22 protein-coding genes are annotated in these 20,761 nt (G+C 57.7%); all 22 read right to left on the bottom strand.

The genetic code is table 11. From position 1 onward, the window contains the following. Positions 1–29: 29 nt before the first annotated feature. Positions 30–1,403, bottom strand: coding sequence for a flagellar motor switch phosphatase FliY (gene fliY, locus M516_RS0109795; RefSeq protein ID WP_029098957.1), 1,374 nt, complete (start codon positions 1,401–1,403; stop codon positions 30–32). Beyond that, positions 1,396–2,391, bottom strand: coding sequence for a flagellar motor switch protein FliM (gene fliM, locus M516_RS0109790; protein WP_029098956.1), 996 nt, complete (start codon positions 2,389–2,391; stop codon positions 1,396–1,398). Before fliM ends, fliY begins: the two co-directional genes overlap by 8 nt. Positions 2,392–2,430: 39 nt before the next feature. Then, positions 2,431–2,889: a flagellar basal body-associated FliL family protein gene (locus M516_RS0109785; RefSeq protein WP_029098955.1), complete on the bottom strand. Its 459-nt coding sequence runs from the start codon at positions 2,887–2,889 to the stop codon at positions 2,431–2,433. 15 nt (positions 2,890–2,904) lie between these two features. Beyond that, the gene (locus M516_RS0109780) at positions 2,905–3,126 is read right to left on the bottom strand and encodes a flagellar FlbD family protein (RefSeq protein ID WP_029098954.1); all 222 of its coding nucleotides are present in this window, start codon (positions 3,124–3,126) and stop codon (positions 2,905–2,907) included. Positions 3,127–3,191: 65 nt separating this feature from the next. Continuing rightward, entirely contained in the window at positions 3,192–4,010 is an 819-nt protein-coding gene (gene flgG / locus M516_RS0109775) for a flagellar basal body rod protein FlgG (protein WP_029098953.1), read from the bottom strand. Positions 4,011–4,114: 104 nt separating this feature from the next. After that, on the bottom strand, positions 4,115–4,510 hold the full coding sequence (locus M516_RS0109770; RefSeq protein WP_029098952.1) for a TIGR02530 family flagellar biosynthesis protein: 396 nt from the start codon (positions 4,508–4,510) through the stop codon (positions 4,115–4,117). A 24-nt stretch (positions 4,511–4,534) separates the two neighbouring features. Next, positions 4,535–5,776 (bottom strand): flagellar hook-length control protein FliK, encoded by a 1,242-nt coding sequence (locus tag M516_RS23240; RefSeq protein ID WP_051188179.1) that lies wholly within the window; start codon positions 5,774–5,776, stop codon positions 4,535–4,537. Positions 5,777–5,845: 69 nt separating this feature from the next. Beyond that, positions 5,846–6,745 (bottom strand): magnesium transporter MgtE N-terminal domain-containing protein, encoded by a 900-nt coding sequence (locus M516_RS0109760; protein ID WP_029098951.1) that lies wholly within the window; start codon positions 6,743–6,745, stop codon positions 5,846–5,848. Positions 6,746–6,757: 12 nt separating this feature from the next. Beyond that, positions 6,758–7,204: a flagellar export protein FliJ gene (gene fliJ, locus M516_RS0109755; RefSeq protein ID WP_029098950.1), complete on the bottom strand. Its 447-nt coding sequence runs from the start codon at positions 7,202–7,204 to the stop codon at positions 6,758–6,760. A 1-nt stretch (position 7,205) separates the two neighbouring features. Further along, positions 7,206–8,522 (bottom strand): flagellar protein export ATPase FliI, encoded by a 1,317-nt coding sequence (gene fliI, locus M516_RS0109750; protein WP_029098949.1) that lies wholly within the window; start codon positions 8,520–8,522, stop codon positions 7,206–7,208. Beyond that, positions 8,519–9,337, bottom strand: a complete 819-nt coding sequence (gene fliH, locus M516_RS0109745) for a flagellar assembly protein FliH (protein ID WP_029098948.1) — start codon at positions 9,335–9,337, stop codon at positions 8,519–8,521. Before fliH ends, fliI begins: the two co-directional genes overlap by 4 nt. Next, positions 9,321–10,334: a flagellar motor switch protein FliG gene (fliG, locus tag M516_RS0109740; RefSeq protein WP_029098947.1), complete on the bottom strand. Its 1,014-nt coding sequence runs from the start codon at positions 10,332–10,334 to the stop codon at positions 9,321–9,323. Before fliG ends, fliH begins: the two co-directional genes overlap by 17 nt. A gap of 14 nt (positions 10,335–10,348) precedes the next feature. Continuing rightward, positions 10,349–11,926: a flagellar basal-body MS-ring/collar protein FliF gene (fliF, locus tag M516_RS0109735; protein WP_029098946.1), complete on the bottom strand. Its 1,578-nt coding sequence runs from the start codon at positions 11,924–11,926 to the stop codon at positions 10,349–10,351. Positions 11,927–11,955: 29 nt separating this feature from the next. Beyond that, the gene (fliE, locus tag M516_RS0109730) at positions 11,956–12,255 is read right to left on the bottom strand and encodes a flagellar hook-basal body complex protein FliE (RefSeq protein ID WP_029098945.1); all 300 of its coding nucleotides are present in this window, start codon (positions 12,253–12,255) and stop codon (positions 11,956–11,958) included. Between the two features lie 15 nt (positions 12,256–12,270). After that, entirely contained in the window at positions 12,271–12,726 is a 456-nt protein-coding gene (gene flgC / locus M516_RS0109725) for a flagellar basal body rod protein FlgC (RefSeq protein ID WP_029098944.1), read from the bottom strand. 3 nt (positions 12,727–12,729) lie between these two features. Beyond that, positions 12,730–13,143, bottom strand: a complete 414-nt coding sequence (flgB, locus tag M516_RS0109720) for a flagellar basal body rod protein FlgB (RefSeq protein WP_029098943.1) — start codon at positions 13,141–13,143, stop codon at positions 12,730–12,732. A 382-nt stretch (positions 13,144–13,525) separates the two neighbouring features. Further along, positions 13,526–14,305 carry a GTP-sensing pleiotropic transcriptional regulator CodY gene (codY, locus tag M516_RS0109715; RefSeq protein WP_029098942.1) on the bottom strand — a complete coding sequence of 260 codons (780 nt, stop codon included), beginning with the start codon at positions 14,303–14,305 and terminating at the stop codon, positions 13,526–13,528. A 36-nt stretch (positions 14,306–14,341) separates the two neighbouring features. After that, a complete protein-coding gene (gene hslU, locus M516_RS0109710) occupies positions 14,342–15,736 on the bottom strand; it encodes an ATP-dependent protease ATPase subunit HslU (protein WP_029098941.1) in 1,395 nt (464 codons plus the stop codon). A gap of 19 nt (positions 15,737–15,755) precedes the next feature. Then, complete coding sequence (hslV, locus tag M516_RS0109705; protein WP_029098940.1) at positions 15,756–16,298, bottom strand: ATP-dependent protease subunit HslV; 543 nt, start codon at positions 16,296–16,298, stop codon at positions 15,756–15,758. Positions 16,299–16,314: 16 nt separating this feature from the next. Then, positions 16,315–17,256 carry a tyrosine recombinase XerC gene (gene xerC, locus M516_RS0109700; protein WP_029098939.1) on the bottom strand — a complete coding sequence of 314 codons (942 nt, stop codon included), beginning with the start codon at positions 17,254–17,256 and terminating at the stop codon, positions 16,315–16,317. A gap of 56 nt (positions 17,257–17,312) precedes the next feature. After that, positions 17,313–18,635 (bottom strand): FADH(2)-oxidizing methylenetetrahydrofolate--tRNA-(uracil(54)-C(5))-methyltransferase TrmFO, encoded by a 1,323-nt coding sequence (gene trmFO / locus M516_RS0109695; RefSeq protein ID WP_029098938.1) that lies wholly within the window; start codon positions 18,633–18,635, stop codon positions 17,313–17,315. A gap of 21 nt (positions 18,636–18,656) precedes the next feature. Next, positions 18,657–20,735 (bottom strand): type I DNA topoisomerase, encoded by a 2,079-nt coding sequence (topA, locus tag M516_RS0109690; RefSeq protein WP_029098937.1) that lies wholly within the window; start codon positions 20,733–20,735, stop codon positions 18,657–18,659. Between the last annotated feature and the right edge of the window lie 26 nt (positions 20,736–20,761).

The following is a 20,761-nucleotide window of genomic DNA, read 5'->3' as shown; positions in this document are numbered from 1 at the left end:
CCTCCTTGATTATCCGATGATTTAATGGTTTATTGTAATTTTTGTACGCGGTCCCACTGGCTGATGATGTCGGTCACGCGCACGCCAAAATTTTCATCGATCACGACGACTTCCCCTTTGGCAATCAGCTTGTTGTTGACCAGGATGTCGACGTGTTCGCCTGCCAGCTTGTCCAGTTGGATGATCGATCCGGCCGACAGGTCGAGAATTTCCTTGATCAGTTTTTTCGTCCGCCCCAGTTCAACGGTCACCTGCAGAGGAATGTCCAGCAGCAGGTTGAGATTTTGTCCGTCAGCGGAAATCATCGGGCCACCTCCAAACGGCGCAAATTGGGCCGGTTTCACGTTCGCCTGGTTGTTCGGCTGTCCGCCCAGATGCTGCGGTGCGGGCGGCACCTGCTGCTGCGCATACTGAGGTGGATACGGCGGATAGCCTGCGGGCATTCCCTGCGGGTAGGCATTCGGGTACATGGGCTGTCCCGGGTATCCCGGATACCCCATCGGCGTCGCATATCCGGCCGGAGGAGCTTGCGGCGGTTGAACCGGCTGCTGCGGCGGTTGCACCGACTGCATCGGCTGCTGCGGCGAAGTCTCCTGCGCAGCGGGAGTGTTCTGCTGTGCCTCCGGCTGTGGAGCCGACGCGCTCAATGCGGCCATTTCCGGCATCTCCGTCGTAGTCGCCGCCGCTTCCAGCTCGCTCGCGGAACTGCCGGTCAGCCGGTTGATCATTTCCCGGGCGAAGGAAAGCGGCAGAAGCTGCATGATGTTGGAGTCGATCAGCTCGCCATGTTCCCCCACTTTCAACCGGAAAGACACCTTGACAAGCGGTGTGTCATCCTCGGTGAAGCTGTGCCCTTCTTTTCCCTTGGCCAAATCCATGATGTCGATGCCGGGCGGAGAGATGTTCACCAACTGGTTGAAGATGGTGGACATCGACGTGGCGGCAGACCCCATCATCTGGTTCATCGCTTCCTGTACCGCGCTGATGTGCAGCTCCGACAGCTCCGTCGATTCCGGCCGGCCGGAACCGCCCATCATCAGGTCGGCGATCACCGCCGCGTCTTCCATCCGCACGACCAGCAGATTGATTCCCTTGAATCCGTCCGTGTACTCGACGTGAACCGCGACGTGCGGGATGGGAAATTCCTTTTCCAGATCGTCGACCTGAACCATCGAGACCGTCGGCGTGGTGATGTCCACTTTTTGGTTCAACAGCGTGGAAAGAGCCGTTGCAGCGCTGCCGAAGGAGATGTTGCCGATTTCCCCGAGCGCGTCCTGCTCAAACTCGGTCAGGTAGTCGGCGACGTTGGGAGCGCTCGAAGCTTCTTCCTCTTCCTCCTCAACCAGATTGTTCGCGCGGAGCAGCGCGTCAATCTCTTCCTGAGAAAGCATGTCTCTACTCATTGTTTTCCTCCCCTTCCTCGAGGACTTCTTCGATCTGCACGGCTACACGCCCTTTTTGCGTACCGGGCTGTCCGAGGAACTTCAGGCGGTTGCCCACCCGGATTTTCAGCTTGTTCTCGATGAGCTGGTCGAGCTGGATCACATCACCCGGCTGTAACTGCAGGAACTCGCCTACCGTGATGGTGGCCGTGCCCAGCTCGGCGATCACCGGCAGCTTGGCCGTCTTCACCCGCTCCTCCACGCGCAGCCGCTCTTCTTCGTCCCTGTTCTTCTTCTGCTTGGAAAACCAATACTGCCCGGACAGCTTCGGCATGATCGGCTCCAGCACGACATGGGGCAGGCAGAGGTTGATCATGCCTGTGGTGTCTCCGATCTTCGTGCTGAACGAGATGACCGCAACAATTTCGTTGGGGGAAACGATCTGCATGAACTGCGGATTCATTTCCAGTCCTTCCAGGTACGGATCAAGCTCGATAATCTGCTTCCATGCCTCATGAAACGTGTCCAGCGCCTTGCTGAACACCCGTTCCATGACTGTTGTTTCAATTTCCGTCAACGCCCCCATCTTGTCCGGAATCGTTCCCTGTCCGCCGAGAAGCCGATCCAGCATGGTGTATGCGATGTTCGGATTCACTTCCAATACCATGCGCCCTTCCAGCGGCGGCGCCTCAAAAATGTTGAGAATGGTCATTTTGGGAATGGAGCGAATAAACTCGTCATACGGCAATTGGTCGACGGAGGCAACCGTAATTTGCACGAAGGTACGAAGCTGAGCGGAAAAATACGTCGTCAACAGCCGCGCATAGTTTTCGTGAATGCGCGTCAGGCCGCGGATCTGGTCTTTGGAAAAACGCAAGGCCCGTTTAAAGTCGTATACTTTTACCTTTCGCTCAGTCTCTTCTTTTTTCAGCTCGTTGGCATCCATCTCTCCCGACGAGAGTGCGGCCAACAACGCGTCAATCTCACTTTGTGAGAGAACCTCGGCCATGTGTCGTCACCTCCCAGCTATGTATACATCCATCGCGGCTTACGACAAGACGCGCTTCGTCGTCAGCACCTGCACGATTTTTCCTTCCTGCATGAGCGAACTGATTTCGTTCATGATCTTGGCTTCCAGTTTGTTGACGCCTTCCGTTCCCTTGATATCCTCGGGGGACAGGCCGGCCAGCGTCTTGATGATGATCTGGTTGACCTGGGGCAGGCGCTGCTCCAGTTCTTCCTTGGCATCCGCACTGTCCGCCGTAATCGTGAAGCGGACAATGATGTAGTTGTTGGAGAGCAGATTGGTGGTGATTTCTCCGGTATCGACGGAGTATTCCTCCAGTTCCTTAGCCGTGAGAGCCTTTACCTCCTTTTCTTCTCCATGGCCTGCGGTTTGTGCTGCTGGGGACAGGTACGTCTGCCAGAGAACGAAGGAAACGACGCCCAGAAGCGAAATCGCGATGATGATGATAAGTGCCATGTTAAACAACCGGTTTTGAAACATCACACGTGCCTCCCGCTATTCAATGAAATCGTCCGGAACGCGCGGCGCCGCGCTTGCCGGGAACGTCTGCCTGTAAAAGTCCACTATCCGCGAAGCCACTACCTCAGCGCTTTCCCTGACGATGTACTTCTTGCCGTTAAACAGCGTGATGACCGTGTCGGGAGTGGATTCCACCATTTCGACATGGGTAGCGTTGAGGTAAAACGCCCCGCCGTTAAATCGCGTCAGTCTGATCATCGGCTGCTCCTTTCGGGATGGGGGGCGGCGGGATGACCGCCTCCCCCTCACTCATCCGCTAGGCGTTATCGTTTCAGGTTGACCAGTTCTTCCAGCACGGTGTCAGACGTGGTGATGATGCGGGAGTTGGCCTGGAACCCGCGCTGAGCCACGATCATCTCGGTAAACTCTTCGGACAGGTCCACGTTGGACATCTCCAACTGGCCGGAGATGATGTTCACTTTGGCGGTTGCCGCATCGATCGGGGTATCGGGAGCATCTCCGTAAGCCCCTGCGTTGACGGTATATTCGTACAGGGAGTTGCCGATTTTCTTGAGACCGGCCGGATTCTCAAACGTCATCAGCCCGATCTGGATGGAAGAATCCAGCGTCCCCTGATCATCCACCGTGGTGATGACCCCGTCTTTTCCGATGGAGTAGGAGACGATTCCTGCGTTCCGCTGAATCTGAATCGGATCACCGGACATGTCAACAAGCTTCAAACCTTGCGGGTTTACCAAAAAGCCCTGCGCGTCGCGGGTAAAGTTGCCGGCACGGGTGTAGTAGTAGGTCGTACCGTCATCCGGCGTTACCATGAAGAACGCTTCCCCTTCGATCGACAAATCCGTCGGCACGTTGGTGGTCATCGGGCTGCCCGCCGTAAACACGGTGTCGATGGAGCCGATCTGCGATCCCAGTCCGACCTGCATCGGGTTGGATCCGCCTTTCCCGCCGTCGGTTGGAGCGGTCGCACCGGCAATGTTTTGGCTGAGAATGTCCTGAAACATCGCGCGGCCCTTCTTGAATCCCACCGTGTTCACGTTGGCGATGTTGTTGCCGATTACGTCCAGTTTGGTTTGAAAACCGCGCAGACCGGAAATGCCGGAGTACATGGAACGAAGCATAACGCAATTCCTCCTTCACAAATGGGTATCGGGTCTTTTGTCGACTGCCTCGGTCAGTCGGCAGCCGGCGGGCTTCCTCCGAGAGGTCCAGCCCTGTGATCCTGTCATGCAAAGACCGCGCTGTCGATGTTGGTAAACACGTTTTCCTTCATGCTGACGACGTCGACGGCGGTGATCACTTTTCGATTGATGATGCTGACGACGTAGGCGACGTTGTCCATCATGATCAGCGATTCTTTCGCCCCTTTGTCAGCCGCTTTTTGCACGGCCGACTGCAGTCGGTTCAGCTCGGCTTCGTTGAGCGAAATCCCCCGTTCGCGCAGACGCGTCAGCGCGTGCTGGCTGAACGTGAGGGACTTGGGGCCTTCCGCTTGGCCAACGGACTCGGCGAGGTAGTGGCGAAACGGTTTGCCGGCCGGTTCCGCGCCGGTTTGGCTGACAGCGGCTGGCCGCTTTGGCTTGTTGGGAAAGTAGGTCTGCCCCACGTAAAACGTGTGCATGGCGGGTCCCCCTTTCACGAACAGCTAGACCGGATAGCGGATGCCGTTCATGGCAGCGCGGCCAAACTCCCGCCCAACCGCGGCAACATCACTTTCCTCCAGCAGGGCGTCCAGCGAAAATTCCGCCTGATCTTCCTGCTGTTCCTGTCGCTGGCGTCCATCGCCTTGCTGACGTGCCTGTTCCCGCTGCTGCTGGAAGGCAAACGAACTCGCCTGCTGCTGATTCACTTCCAGGCGGTCCACCTGCAGGCCTTGCTGGGTCAACGCCGCGCGAAGCTGCGGAAGCTGGTTGTCCAGCAATTCCTTGCCGGCCGCCGTTTCCGCGGAAAACTGAGCCGTAATCACCCCGTCACGGGCTGTGATGATCACGTCTACTTGTCCCAGCGACTGCGGGTGGAGAATCAGTTTGGCCTCGTGCACGCCGTTCCCCTGCGTGATTTTCATCTGCTGGACAAACAGCTGCGTGACTTGCTGCGCAAATTGATGCGCGTGTACCGGATGGGATGTCACCGGCTGCTGCGAAATCCGGCCATGACTGGCCACCTGGTGGAACGGAAGGACAGCCGCCTGCTCAGGCAGAAGGGCTGAATCCGATTCCGCCAGCGGCGAAGCCTGCACGTTCAGCGTCTGCTGCGCTGGTGTGCCGCTGCCCCGCACCTGTACGGCGGCCTCCGCCTGGTAGCTGGACAGGGCCTGCGTGACGCGAAGGGACTGCATGGTGAGTTCCTTCTCCGCGTGCCGGACCGGAACGACAGACGGTTCAGTGCTCCGAATACCGCCCTTTCCATGGATCAAGACGAGCGGCAGCTTCCTGGCGTCACCCGCCTGTTTGCCGGCCGCTTCCCGCAGCTCCTCGCCAAACTGCTTCAGCAGAGCCGCCACCTGCTTGTCCAGCTGCTGCCATTCCGGCACCTTCGCGCCTCCTTCGGCACGTGCGAACGATACGAGCACATCGGCCAGTTTTTCTGCCGTTGCCTGCGGGATTCCCCGCTGAGTGAACGTAGCGGTTACCTCTTCGGGATCCTGCGTGTGAAGCGTGGGGAAAAGCTGTTGGATCAATGCCAGCAGATCAGCCAGCAGCGCCATGTCTTCGGCGCCTGCTTCTTCCGGCAGGGTCTGGGGCAGTTCCCCCGCCTGCACATTCTGCAGCGCGTTTCCGATCTGTGCAGCAAACAGATCGCCGCCGCCGTCCGGTTTCTGCTGTGCCGAAACGCCGGATGTGGTGGCGGACGCCGCCGGGGCCCCCTTCACATTGGCTACATTCATCTCATTCACCTCCTCGGGTTGTATTGTTGCTTATGAGAACGACAGACGCGGTTCTTGTATTGCCGTCGCCTATCGAAGCAACTCGCTTGTGATGCGGGCAGCCACGTTCTCATTCCGTTGGCTGTCCTGCTGGGCGATCGCCGCCAGGATTTGCGCCCGTTTGTCATGAGACAGGCCGGCCATGATGGAGATGGCCCGGTTGCGGTTGGTGCCCATCAGCGAGCGGATGACGGCGGCGGCATCCTCAGCCGGCATCTGCGAGAAGGTCTGGATCAGCGAATCGATGCTGGTCGTATCCTTCCGCGTCTCGCTCAGCGCCTTGGTCAAGATCTGTACCCGTTCCTGCAGCGCGGCGATGTCATCGTCCTTGTTCACCACCGTATCCTTCAATTGAATGGAGATGTCGGCCGCTTTTTTCGGATCCATCTTGGCCAGGATGTTCGCCTGCTGCTCCGGTTTCATCTTCGTCATGACCGAAACCGCTTCGCTCAGGCTGAGGTTTTCGACGATGGCCGCCGCGTTTTTGGGCGACATCGTCGCGTACAATTTGGCCAGGTCCTGATACTGCTTCTGCCGCTCCTCCTCGCTGGTGCGCTTGTCCTCGAGCATCTTTTGCAAATCCTGCACCTGTTTTTCCAACGCCTGAATGGTGGCGTCCTTTTTCGCCGTTTCGCTCTGCAGGCTGGCGATTGTCTGTTTGTTTTTCGCCTGCTCCTCCTGCAAGCTGCTCACCTGTTTGCCAAGGTCGACTGACTTTTCTTCCGCATCGGCCGTCGCGTACTGGTCAGGCACGATTTTTTCCACGTAGGGAATCGTGTTGGCCCAACTGAGCACGCTGCCCAACACGTTGTATCCCAACAGGCTGAGTAGCACGCCTCCGAGGAGAGTGGCAAACAGAGCGGGGATCGCAATCATGTAGAAAAACCATTCCCACCTGCTGTACTCCCGTTCTTCTTGGATCTCTTCCATCGTGAACCTCCCTCAGTTGCTCTTGCGAAGATAGAGCTGCGTGCCAATCTCGTCCAATTCCTTCTGCTCCCTGAGCCTTTCCGCGTAGAGAAACTGCCCGAGCGCCTTTTCCCGCAGCCGCTGCCACAGTTGCGTCTCCCGCATCCGCTCCGCCAGCCTGCGCTGGCAGCGCTCCACTTCCTGCTCACACCCGTACAGCGTCCGCCGCTGGTTGGCGATGGATTGTTCGACGGCCTGGCGGTACCGCGTGAGTTCGATCAACTGGGCCGCGCTGCAGGTTTGGCTCTGCGCCTCGTGCAGCATGTTGGTCACCGCCTCGTGGCGCTCCGTCAGTCGAAACAGCTTGAGCTCCTCTTCGTTCTTTCGCTGCACGGATTTGCCAAACGCCCACTCCGCCTGCTCTTTTTCCTTTTCTTTTACATCCAGCACTTTTTGGAGTTGAAACCGGAACACGTTCACGCTAGTTCACCCCTCCGAAATGGGCGGTTAACGCCTGAATCGTGGTGTCCAGATCGGACGGTTCGTGCGTTCCCTGCGCCGTAAAATCGCGGATGATGTCCTTGTAGCGAATCGCCGCGTCAATCTCCCGGTTGGTTCCCGGCTTGTAGGCGCCGATGTTGATCAGGTCTTCCGCTTCCCGGAATGTGGCGAGATGCCGCTTTACCTGGCGGGCCGCTTCGAGATGACGTTCGGTGCAGATCTCGTTCATCACCCGGCTGACGCTGGCAAGCACGTCAATCGCCGGAAAGTGTCCCTTTTGCGCGATTTTTCGGTCGAGGACGATATGCCCGTCCAAGATCCCGCGCACCGCGTCCGCGATCGGATCGTTCATGTCGTCGGAATCGACCAGAACGGTGTAAAAACCGGTGATGCTGCCTTTGTCCGCCGTGCCGGCCCGCTCCAACAGCTTGGGCAGCAGAGCAAACACGGACGGGGTGTAGCCGCGCGTCGCCGGCGGTTCGCCGATCGCCAGGCCGATTTCCCGCTGCGCCATGGCAAAACGGGTGACCGAATCCATCATCAGCATGACGTTCAGGCCGCGGTCGCGAAAATACTCGGCGATCGAGGTGGCGATCATTGCCCCTTTGATCCGGATCATGGCCGGCTGGTCGGAGGTGGCGACCACGACAACCGACCTCTTCAGTCCTTCTTCCCCGAGATCCCGCTCGATAAACTCCATCACCTCGCGGCCGCGCTCCCCGATCAGGGCGATGACGTTGATGTCCGCCGTCGTGTTGCGGGCGATCATTCCCAGCAGCGTGCTCTTTCCGACGCCGGAACCGGCGAAGATCCCCACACGCTGTCCTTTTCCGACCGTCAGCAGCCCGTCGATGGCCCGCACGCCGACGCTGAGCGGTTCTGTGATGCGCGGCCGCAGCAGCGGATTGGGAGGCGCATTGTTGGTCGGATAGGTGGCAAGGCCGGGCGGGATGCTTCCCTTCAGCGGGCGTCCCAATCCGTCCAGCACCTTGCCGAGGATTTCCGGTCCCACTTTGACGGACAGCGAACTGCCGGTCGCCACGACGTCACTGCCCGGCCCGATGGAAGTCAGCTCCCCCAGCGGCATCAGCAGGACCTTGTTGTCCCGAAAGCCGACCACTTCGGCGATGATGGGCTCGCCGCTTTGCGGGAAGATCTGGCAGATTTCCCCCAGCTTCACTTCCGGCCCCTGCGACTCGATCGTCAGGCCCACCACCTGCGTAACCTTTCCGTTGACCCGCACCGGGTCGATACTCTCCAGCGCCTGTCTGTATTTCGCCAGGTCGAGGATCGTCATGTCCCTTCACTCCCCCTGGCGATGTCCAGCAAACACTGTTTGATTTCATGTAATTGCGTGTCGATTCGTGCATCGACGCTTCCCAGCGGAGTCCGAATCACGCAGCCGTCGTCCTGTACGGTGTGATCCGGGTAAATGGAGAGCTCCGCCTGCCCGTCCAGGAGGGCGAGCAGTTGGGCGCGCTGCTCCTGTACAAACGCGTAGTGGCGGTGATTGACGCAGACGGTGATGTGGCCGTGCACGCGTGAGCGGCGCAGCAATTTCTTCACCATCTCCAGCACCGTCTCCGGCGAGCTGTGCAGCTCCGTCCCGATCACCTTTTTCGCTACGTCCACGCTCAGCTCCACCAGGAACGGTTCCGCTTCGGCGATGATCCGTTCCTTTTCGGCGTACGCCTGCTCCAAAAGGGAACGGGCCTGTTCCACACAGCCGGCCTCTTCTTCCAGCGCCTGCCGCTTTCCGTCCGCGTAACCGGCGTCAAATCCTTCCCGGCTCGCCTGTTCCCGCGTTTCCTGAAACAGTGCCTCCGCTTCGCGCCGTTTTTCCTCCCACCAGCGTTCCACTTCCGCGAGCGCCTGCCGCTTGATTTCCTCCGCCTGCTCCATGGCCTCGCGAAGCACGCTCTGCGCGGTTTCCTCCGCATCCTGGAGGATGATTTTCGCTTCGTCCTCAGCATTTTTTACCATTTGATGATTTTCTTGCAACCTTTCGGAAGATTGCACCGTCTGTAATGGTGAAGTCCTCAACGAGAGGAGAACCGACTCGTCCGAAGCCTGGTAGTGGGACAGCTTGATGATTCTAGACAATGATATCATCCCCTCCACCGCGGGCGATGATGATCTCACCCGCCTCTTCTAAGCGGCGAATGATCGCGACGATGCGGGACTGGGCTTCTTCGACGTCGCGCAGACGAACGGGTCCCATAAACTCCATCTCTTCCTTGAATGTGTCCGCCATCCGTTTGGACATGTTCCGGAAGATGACTTCGCGGACTTCCTCGCTGGCCACCTTGAGCGCGAGCTGAAGATCGGCATTTTCCACGTCGCGGATAACCCGTTGAATGGAACGGTTGTCCAGCGTGGCGATGTCTTCGAAGACAAACATGCGCTTCTTGATCTCTTCCGCCAGTTCGGGGTCCTGAATCTCCAGCGAGTCCAAAATGGTCCGCTCGGTTCCGCGGTCCACGCCGTTGAGAACGGCCACGATCGCTTCGATACCGCCGGCCTGGGTGTAGTCCTGGGTGACGGTTGCGGACAGCTTTTGCTCCAGAACCTGCTCCACCTGGGCGATGACCTCCGGCGACGTGCTGTCCATCAGCGCGATCCGCTTGGCCACGTCGGCCTGCCGGTCCTGCGGCAGCGCGGAGAGAATCATCGCCGCCTGCTGCGGCTCCAGATAGGAGAGCACCAGGGCAATCGTTTGCGGATGTTCGTTCTGGATAAAGTTCAGGATCTGGCCCGGGTCCGCTTTGCGGGCAAAGTCGAACGGGCGTACCTGCAGATTGGCGGTCAGACGGTTGATGATATCCATCGCTTTCGATTCGCCCAACGCTTTTTGCAGAATTTCCTTCGCGTATGTAATCCCGCCTTGGGCGATCACTTCCTTGGCGACCGCTATCTGGTGAAACTCGGCAAGAATCTTGTCTTTTTCATCGGAATCAACCTTCCGGACGTTGGCAATTTCCAACGTAAGCTGCTCAATCTCATCTTCGCGCAAGTGCTTGAACACCTGGGCGGAGATTTCCGGCCCGAGCGAGATGAGAAGAATCGCAGCCTTCTGTCGTCCGGTCAACTCTTTGGCGCCGCGAGCCATACTGCTTTCACTCCTTAGTCTTCAGCTAACCACGTGCGAAGCAAGACAACGAATTCGTCCGGCTTGCTGCGCGCTAGTTTTTCCAGTTGCTTGCGCACCACCACTTGATCCGTGTCTTCCTGGTAGGTCAAATCCGGAATCTCCATCGGCTGCGGCGGCATCAGGTCCGGAACCTCTTCTTCTTGCAGCTTCGCTTGGCGGCGGCGGCGATAGATAAGGAATGCGACCGCACCAAGAGCCAACAGGGCGACTGCACCTGCCCCGTACAAATACGGTGTCAAGTCGGTGGAGCTGTCGACGGCCACTTTGCCGGAGAATTGACGCGGCAAGACGGAGATGTGCTGGTCCAGTTCCTCCTGGGTCAACTGCACGCCTCTGTCGCTTAACGTGACCCGCACCACGTTGCGGAGCACCTGTTTGATGCTTTCAATGGTCTGTGCATCCAACTGCCCGCCTTCCGGAGGCTCCACGCCGACGTTGATCGTGATGTCCTCGATCTTGTACGGGCTCATCGTGATGTTGCGGGTGATTCGGTTTACTTCGCGGTTGATCGTATCGTTCAGTTCCTCGTACTGGCTGTTGCTTCCCTGCGGCGTGCTTCCCGGATAGCCGGGGACGGCGTTTCCGCCCGTTCCCGCCGTTCCGCCCGGAGGGGCACCCTGCCCGGAGAACGTTTTGGATGATTTTTGGGATGAGATGATAAGTCCTTCGTTGTTTTCCTTATCCGGCGCTTCGACCAGGTTTTCCACGCGGTTTTCCTTGTCGAAATTCATCTTGATAAACGTATGGACGATGACCTTATCCCTGCCCATCATCGTACCCAACAGTTGATACAGGTTTTGCTGGATCTCCCGCTCGACGTTGGCCCTGATTTTTTCCTGCTGCTCGAACCCGGTCAGCGAGCCTTCCGCTTCGCTGCCGTCCTTCCACTCCAGCAGGTTGGAGTACTGGTCGGAAATCGTGATGTTTTCCGGCGGCAGCTTGGGCACGCTGCGGGATACCAGCAGGTACAGCGCGTTGATCTGCTTTTGGTCCAACCGGGTACCCGGTTCCACGTCGACGATGACGGAGGCTGTCGCCGTTTCGGGCTTCTCCGTGATCCAGACGCTTTCCTCCGGCAGGTTGATCATCACCTGAGCGCTTCTGACGCCGTTTACCCGCTCCAGCATTTTGCGCAGTTCCTGCTGCAGCGCCTCTTTTTTCATCACGTCAAACTGACGGTCTGTGACGCCCAGCGTGTTGGAGAAGATCTCCGTATTGATGCCCGCCTGGCTGGGGATTCCTTGTGCGGCCAAATCGACGATGACATCCTGGGCCAGCTTTTGCGGAACCTCGATGTTGGTCCCGTTATCCGTGATCCGGTAGGGAATTTTCTTGCTTTCCAGTTCCTGCTTGATCAATCCGATTTCCTGTTCACTCAGCCTCTGGTTGTAGAGGGGCGTGTAGACCGGCTGTGAGGCAATGTATATGTATAGGCCGAGAGAGATGAGCAAAAACAGCACGATCCCGGAAATCATCCACCTTCGCTTGGGCGAAAGCTGATTCCATTTCGCCAAGACTTGCTCTTTATACTGTGATAGACGTTCGTTCATGGTTCACCTCACCAAGAATACCGACAACGTTAAATAGGCATGCGCATGATTTCCTGGTAGGATTCAATCACCTTGTTGCGCACCTGCAAGGCCATTTGCAGCATGATCGCGGATTTCTGACCGGCGATCATGACCTGATGCACGTCCTGGACTTGTCCGGCTGCGAACCGGTCCGCCAGTACGGCTGATTCCACCTGCGCCTGATTGACCTGATCCAGCGCATCCGAGAGATAGGACGAAAAGGACTTCGTGACCTCGGCAGGCGTATACGTCTTCGTCAGGGGTTTTGGCTGTATCGCGTCCGTTCGGGAAAGCGCGCTAATGTCCATTCCTTACGCCTCCTTCTACTTGATCTCCAGTGCTTTCATCATCATGCTTTTGGCTGCGTTCAAGACGGTGACGTTGGCTTCGTAGGAACGCGAGGCAGAGATCATGTCCACCATTTCCTTCATCACGTCGACGTTCGGCAGCAGCACGTAGCCTTCTGCGTCGGCATCCGGATGCGTCGGATCGTACATCCGTTTGAACGGCGCGTTGTCTTCGCGGATCGCCGTCACACGGACGCCTTGTTCCGTCTGGCCGGTCACCGTGCCGATCGCCGCCTGCAGCAGGTTGTCAAACGACTGGCCGGTTACCGGCGACAGTTCCACCATTTTGCGCTTGTACGGCTGCCAGGCCCCGTTCACGAATGTGGCGCGGGTCGTATTGGCGTTGGCGATGTTAGCCGCGATCGTATCCAACCGCAGGCGGTTGGCCGTCAGCGCAGACGCGCTTGTATCCATTCCCTGAAACAGGCTCATCTACTATCTCCCTCCACCCTCGATTACGCTGCGCAGCTTCTGGAAGTATCCGGCGGTGAGCTGCGTCAGACCATTGTACCAGATCTGGTTTTTGGCCAACTCGTTCATCTCAAACTCCAGATCGACGTCGTTGCCGTTGTGCTGCATCATGTTGTCGGCATTCGAGACGATTTGCGGCATCGGCAGCGTCCCCGTGCCGGTAAACGGAATGTGCCGCTCATTCGTCCGGTACGCCTCCAGCTTCGGCTGTCCCGAAGTCCCCGCCAGTTCCTGCTGCAGCAGCTCCTCAAACACGACATGCTTGCTTTTGAACTGAGGGGTATCCACGTTGGCGATATTGTTTGCTATTGTTCGTTGTCGAAGCATGGCGGTGTCCAGCGACCGCTCCAGGACCTGCAAATGAAAGCTATCCAGCATCTTCCCACTCCCCTCATTCCGCTCTTTTTCCGCATAAATTTCGGAATTTCTCGCTTATTCGACACAAGAATACGACTCCATCATAGCAAAACTGGTATAACGAAAAAAGCCCTATTGTGGCAACTTTTCTCAAAATGATTCAATGGGACTAAATCCCTTATCCTTCCTGATATTACTAAGTTTTTGGCACGATCCTTGTTGCAATTCTATAATTTTACAGAGATACGAGTATTTTTGGCTCGAAAAACTTGATTCTGCTCAACAAAAAATAGGACTATGTGCCCAGGAAAAAAGGTGTAGCTTTTACCATCGCTACACCTTTTCTTTACAGGATTTTCACACTCCGGAGACGTTCTCCCCCTGCCTCCAGGGGCTCCAAGTGTCAAGAAGTTTTCAGTTTTTCCAGTTCCGGCAGCAGTTTTTCGTTCAGCACCTTGATGAAGGTACCTTTCATCCCCAGCGAACGGGATTCGATCACGCCGGCGCTCTCCAGCTTGCGGAGGGCGTTGACAATGACGGAACGGGTAATGCCCACGCGGTCGGCGATTTTGGATGCGACCAGCAGGCCCTCTTTGCCTTCCAGCTCTTCAAAGATGTGTTCAACCGCTTCCAGTTCGCTGTAGGAGAGGGAGCCAATGGCCATCTGCACCACCGCTTTGCTGCGCGCTTCCTCCTCGATCGCTTCGGAGCGTTCCCGCAGGATTTCCATGCCGACAACGGTCGCGCCCACTTCGGCCAGGATCAGGTCATCGTCGACAAACTGGTTGTTGACGCGGCCGAGAATCAGCGTGCCCAGCCGGTCGCCGCCGCCGATGATCGGCACGATGGTGGTCCAACCGGTGCGGAATACTTCTTTCATCTCCACCGGGAAAATGGTGTACGGGCTGTCTACGTCCAGGTTGGCGGACGTCTCTTCCACTTTCAGAAGGCCGAGGCTGTACTCTTCCGGGAAACGGCGCTCTTCCAGCATTTTGCGGATGCGATCGTTGTCCACTTCCTGATGAATCGAAAAGCCGAGCAGTTTGCCCTTGCGGCTGACGACAAAGATGTTGGCTTCAATGACATCACTCAGCACTTGCGCCATCTCGTTGAAGTTGACGGCATGCCCTGCCGATTTTTGCAGCAGGCGGTTAATTCTTCTGGTTTTCGATAACAGATCCATTGTTACGTTCCTCCCAATAATAGTGATCGATTGGTTTTACAGAATGTACTGGCTTAAATCCTTGTTGCCGGCAATCGATCCGAGCTTGTCGCGGACGTACTCCGGCGTGATTTGCACCACATCCAAATGAATGTCCGGAGCCTCGAAGGAGAGGTCTTCCAGCAGTTTTTCCAGCATCGTGTGCAGACGCCGCGCGCCGATGTTGTCGGTCGCCTGGTTCACCTCCGCTGCCAGACGGGCGATTTCCTGGATCGCCTCCGGTGTAAATTCCACCCGGACGCCTTCCGTCTCCAAAAGCGCACTGTACTGCTTCAGCAGCGCATTTTTGGGCTCAGTCAAAATCCGGACAAAGTCTTCCGCCCGCAAGCTGGTCAGCTCCACACGGATGGGGAAGCGCCCCTGCAGTTCCGGAATCAGATCGGACGGTTTGGCCATGTGAAACGCTCCGGCGGCAATGAACAGGATGTGGTCGGTCTTGACCGGTCCGTACTTGGTCATCACCGTCGAACCTTCCACGATCGGCAGGATGTCGCGCTGAACGCCTTCCCGCGAGACGTCGGGACCCCGGCCGTCCTTACCGGCGATTTTGTCGATCTCGTCAATAAAGATGATACCGTGGTTTTCGGCACGGCGAATCGACTCCTGCGTGACTTCGTCCATATCCACCAGTTTTTGCGCTTCTTGTTGAATTAATACCTTTCGCGCATCTTTAATTCGCAATTTTCGCTTCTTCGTCCTCTTGGGGAGCAGGCTGCCCAACATGTCCTGCATCTGCATCCCCATCTGTTCCGTACCCGGAACCTGAAACAGGTCAAACATGGACGGGGATTGATCCTCCACGTCGATCTCGATCATCTGGTCCTCCAGTTGGCCGGCCGCGAGCTGCCAGGCCACCTGCCGGCGCTGCTGTTCCAGCGACGCGTCCTCCGTGTCGGACGAATGGGTCTGCTGCTGCTGACCGCCGAACAGCATCTCCAGCGGATTCTTGAACGAATGCTGCTGTTTGCGCGAAGGGACGAGGATATTGACGATGGCGTCGTTGGCCAGCTTCTCCGCCTTCTCCCTGACGGCCTCCATTTTTTCCTGCTTTACGGTGCGGATGGCCGCTTCGACCAGGTCGCGAACCATCGACTCCACGTCGCGGCCCACATAGCCCACTTCCGTAAACTTGGTGGCCTCCACTTTGACAAACGGCGCCCCCGTCAGTTTGGCGATCCTGCGGGCGATCTCCGTTTTCCCCACACCGGTAGGCCCGATCATCAGGATGTTTTTCGGCACCACTTCATCCCTCAGGTGTTCCGGCAGCCGGCTGCGCCGGTACCGGTTGCGAAGCGCCACCGCGATGGCTTTTTTCGCCTGGGCCTGCCCGACGATGTATACGTCCAGATGTTCCACGATCTTGCGCGGGGTTAACTGCTCAAGGTTCAGCACAGGGAGTCCTCCCTTCCTTTCATTTCATCTCATCCACAACCAGATGGTCGTTGGTGAACACGCAGATCTCAGCAGCCGTCCGCAGCGCGGCTTCGGCAATCTCTTTGGCGCTCAGATGGGGCGCGTACCGTTTCAGCGCCCTGCCTGCCGCCAATGCGTAGCTACCTCCCGAGCCGATCGCGAGAATGCCGTCATCCGGTTCGATGATTTCGCCGTTGCCGGAAATGAGCAGCAGGTGCTCCTTGTTCATCACGATCATCATCGCTTCCAGCCGGCGCAGGATCTTATCCATGCGCCATTCTTTCGCCAGCTCCACAGCCGCCCGCTGCAGGTTGCCGTGGAACTCTTCCAGTTTGGCTTCAAACTTTTCAAAAAGGGTGATCGCATCCGCGACAGAGCCGGCAAACCCCGCCAGCACCTCGCCGCGGTACAGACGGCGCACTTTTTTTGCCCCGTGCTTCATCACCATGCTGTTGCCGAACGTGACCTGTCCGTCGCCGGCCATGGCCGCTTCGCCGTTGTGATGTATGGCAAAAATCGTTGTTGCATGAAACTGTTCCATTGCAGATTCCTCCCGCTTATGTACTTCCGGCGGACCCGGGATGGCTCGCGTTCGCGCGCGGATGGGCCGCGTCATAGACATGGCGCAGCCGTTCCTTGGTCACATGCGTATACACCTGCGTCGTCGAAACGTTGACGTGGCCCAACAGCTCCTGTACGGTCCGCAGATCGGCTCCCGCGTTCAGCAGATGGGTGGCAAAGGTGTGGCGAAACGTGTGCGGCGACACGCGCAGGTTCAGGGCGTGCTGCTCCACGTATTTGTCGACGATGCGGCGGACGCTCCGGTCGGACAGCGGTTCTCCCCGGTAGTTGAGAAGCAGATAGCCGTGGTCGCTGTTGCCGGCGAGCAGCTTCGGCCTTCCATATTCTAGGTATTTCCGAAGAATGTCGCAAGCATAACTGCCAATCGGCACATATCGCTCCTTGGCCCCTTTTCCGTACACCAGGGCGATTCCCATGGAAACATTGACCGCATCCAGCGTCAGCGTCACCAGCTCCGACACGCGAATCCCGCTCGCATACAGCAGCTCGAAAATGAGCCGGTCGCGCATGCCGAGCGGGGTCTGTGTGTCAGGCAGGTCAAAAAATGGTTGCAGTTCATGCGGGTACAGAAAGGAGGGCAGCTTTTTTTCTACCTTGGGCGTGGACACCAGTTGAAACGGATTTTGCTCCACCCGGCCTTCCCTCAGCAAAAAACGGTACAGACTCCGCAAACTGGAGAGCTTGCGGGCGATGCTGCGCCGTGACAGCCCCCTTTTGGCCAAATGGGCGAGAAAAGAGCGGCCGTGTAAATAAGAAACAGCAGCAAATACGGGGATTTGGTGCTGTTCCATAAAGGCGACGAATTCGTTAATATCTGCCACGTACTGCTTCACCGTATGAGGAGAGGCATTTTTTTCGACGCGCAAGTAACGGGTGAACAGCTCCACGTCTATGGATATCGGCTGCGATTTGTCCATCTGGCATGCACCCTCCTCAAAGGCACCTATATAGTAACACAGCCGAAATTCGGATATCAACTCAATTTGTGTCTTTTTTGTGTAAAATTCTGAATTGTGTCTAGCGCTCGCTCAGCGAGTTTTTCGTTCTTCTCCCGCTTGTTGCGAATGCGTTTCGGCAGCTCGGGGACAAGCCCGAAATTGGCATTCATCGGTTGGAAGTTGTTCGGGTCGGCGGTAGTGATGTACCGAGCCATGCTGCCCATCACCGTCTCCGGTGGGAGGACAAGCAGTTCCTCTCCCTTGGCCAGCCGGGCCGCGTTTAATCCCGCCAGCAGTCCCGATGCGGCCGACTCCACGTATCCCTCCACGCCGGTCATCTGTCCGGCGAAAAACAGCGTGTCCCGCTCCTTGTACTGATAGGTGGGACGAAGCAGCTTGGGCGAGTTGATGAACGTGTTGCGGTGCATCACGCCGTAGCGGACGATTTCGCAGTTTTCCAAGCCGGGGATGAGCGAAAAGACCCGTTTCTGTTCCGGCCACTTGAGATGCGTCTGGAAGCCGACGATGTTGTACAGGGTGGCCGCGCTGTTGTCCTGGCGCAGTTGAACGACGGCAAACGGCTGCTTGCCGGTGCGCGGATCGATCAAGCCCACCGGCTTCAGCGGACCGAACAGCATCGTCTGACGTCCCCGTTTGGCCATCACTTCAATCGGCATGCAGCCCTCGAAGTAGATCTCCTTTTCAAACTCCTTGAGCGGGACCTCCTCCGCCGTAATCAGCGCTTCGTAAAAGCGGTTGAACTCCTCTTCCGTCATCGGGCAGTTGAGGTAGGCCGCTTCTCCCTTGTCGTAGCGGGACGCGACAAACACCTTGTCCATGTCGATGGAGTCCCTTTCGATGATCGGCGCAGCCGCGTCGTAGAAGTACAGGTACTCTTCACCGGTCAGCGCCTTCAGCTTCTCCGACAGCGCCGGCGAGGTGAGCGGGCCGGTGGCGATCACCACGATGCCTTCGGGAATCGCCGTCACTTCCTCGTTCACCACTTCGACCAGCGGGTGGTTGCGAACGGCGTCCGTCACATACTGGGCAAATTCGTGCCGATCCACGGCCAGCGCACCGCCGGCCGGAACGGCGCACCTGTCCGCCGCGCCGATGATGACCGAGTCAAAGCGGCGCATTTCTTCCTTTAATACGCCCACCGCGTTGGTCAGCGAATTGGCCCGCAGCGAATTGCTGCAGACCAGCTCCGCAAATTTGTCGGTATGGTGAGCGGGCGTCTGCGTTTTCGGCCGCATTTCATACAGTTTTACGCGGACGCCGGATTGGGCGATCTGCCAGGCCGCTTCACTGCCCGCCAACCCGGCACCCACCACGGTTACGTACGGTTGTTCATTCATGCTGGTATCCTCCACACGTCCTCAGGAATCGGCTTCTTCCTGGTAATCGCATCTGGTGCAGGCAATGCTGACGCCCTGCTTTTTCCGCTTCTTTTCGACGAGCATCCCGCCGCATTTCGGACAAGGACGCGCAATTGGTTTGTCCCACGAGACGAAATCGCATTCCGGATATCGGTTGCAGCCGTAAAAAATACGGCTCTTCTTTGATTTACGTTCAATGATCGATCCGGTTTCACACTGCGGGCAGGCGATGCCGATTTCCTTGACGATCGGCTTGGTGTTGCGGCATTCGGGGAATCCGGAGCAGGCGAGAAACTTCCCAAAGCGCCCCAGTTTGTACACCATCACCCGGCCGCACAGTTCGCACGTCTCGTCGGATTCTTCATCCTTCAGCTCCACTTGTTCCATCTGCTCCTCGGCGACGGTGACCCGCTTGGCAAAATCCTGGTAAAAGGCGTCGAGCACCTTCACCCAGTCGGCTATCCCTTCCTCGATGTTGTCCAGGTCGGATTCCATGTGGGCGGTAAACTCCACGTCCAGGATTTCGGGGAAGAACTCTTCGATCAGGGAAATGACGATCTCCCCCAGTTCGGTCGGGACAAACCGCTTCTCCTCCAGCGCCACGTAGCCCCGTTTTTGGATCGTCTCCAGGGTCGGCGCGTAGGTGGAGGGGCGTCCAATCCCCAGTTCTTCCAGGGTCTTGACCAGCCGTGCCTCGGTGTAGCGGGGCGGCGGCTGCGTAAAGTGCTGGGCCGGTTCGATTGCCTTCAACTCCAGCGTCTGCCCCTCTTCAATCGGCGGCAGGAACGTTTCCTCTTCCTTGCCGTCGTCGCTTCCTTCAATATATACCTTCATGAAGCCGGGAAACTTTACCTTGGAACCGGTCGCCCGGAACGTCACTCCGCCCGCCTCGATGTCCACGCTCATCGTGTCCAGCACCGCCGACGCCATCTGGCTGGCGAGGAAGCGCTCCCAGATCAGCCGGTACAAGCGAAGCTGGTCGCGGCTCAGCACATCCTTGAGCTGGTCCGGCGTGCGCATCACCGAGGTCGGCCGAATTGCTTCGTGGGCATCCTGGGCATTCTCCTTTTTCACCTGGGCACGCGGCTCGGCCGGGACGTAATCGGCTCCGAAGTGCTCCAAGATGTACGCTTTGGCTTCCTCTTGCGCCGTCACCGAAACGCGCGTGGAGTCGGTACGCATGTAGGTGATCAGACCGACCGTACCTTCCTTGCCGCCGAGATCGATCCCTTCGTACAGCTCCTGCGCGATCCGCATCGTCTTGGCCGTCCGGAAGTTCAGCTTGCGGGCCGCCTCCTGCTGCAGCGAGCTGGTGATGAACGGCGGCGCGGGATTGCGCTTGCGCTCCCGTTTGGTCACCTTCTGCACCACGTACGGCTGCCCCTGAATGCGGTCCATCACCGCTTTGACGTCCGCCTCCGACTTCAGCTCCATTTTTTCGTCGCCGTATCCGTAGAATTTGGCTTCAAACGGCTTGCCGTTGCTCAGGAGCGTGCTGCTGATCGTCCAGTACTCCTCCGGCACGAATCGCTGGATTTCCCGCTCACGGTCGATGATCAGCTTGACCGTCACCGACTGGACGCGCCCGGCGCTCAGCCCCTTGCGCACCTTTTTCCACAAAATCGGGCTGATGTTGTAGCCGACCAGCCGGTCCAGGATCCGCCGCGCCTGCTGGGCGTTCACCAGGTCCATGTTGATGTGACGGGGGTGTTTAAACGCCTCCTTGATGGCGTCTTTGGTAATCTCGTTGAACACCACGCGCAGCGGCTGGCTCATGTCCAGCCCGAGGTACTGCGCCAAGTGCCAGGCAATCGCCTCCCCTTCGCGGTCCGGGTCCGCCGCCAGGTATACCTTTTTTACTTTCTTGGCGGCGTCCTTGAGGGTTTTGAGCACGTCCCCCTTGCCGCGAATGGTTATGTATTTCGGTTCAAATCCTTTCGATACGTCAACACCCATCTGGCTCTTTGGGAGGTCGCGCACATGGCCCATGGACGCTTTCACCATATATTTGCTTCCCAGATATTTTCCGATCGTTTTCGCTTTCGCTGGGGATTCGACAATCACAAGCGTGTCAGCCATTTATTTCCTCCCCTTTCAGTAAGGAA

This window comes from Brevibacillus thermoruber 423 (assembly GCF_000454065.1).
Taxonomy (GTDB): Bacteria; Bacillota; Bacilli; order Brevibacillales; family Brevibacillaceae; genus Brevibacillus; species Brevibacillus thermoruber.
This window is presented reverse-complemented; position numbering and strand designations above follow the sequence as displayed.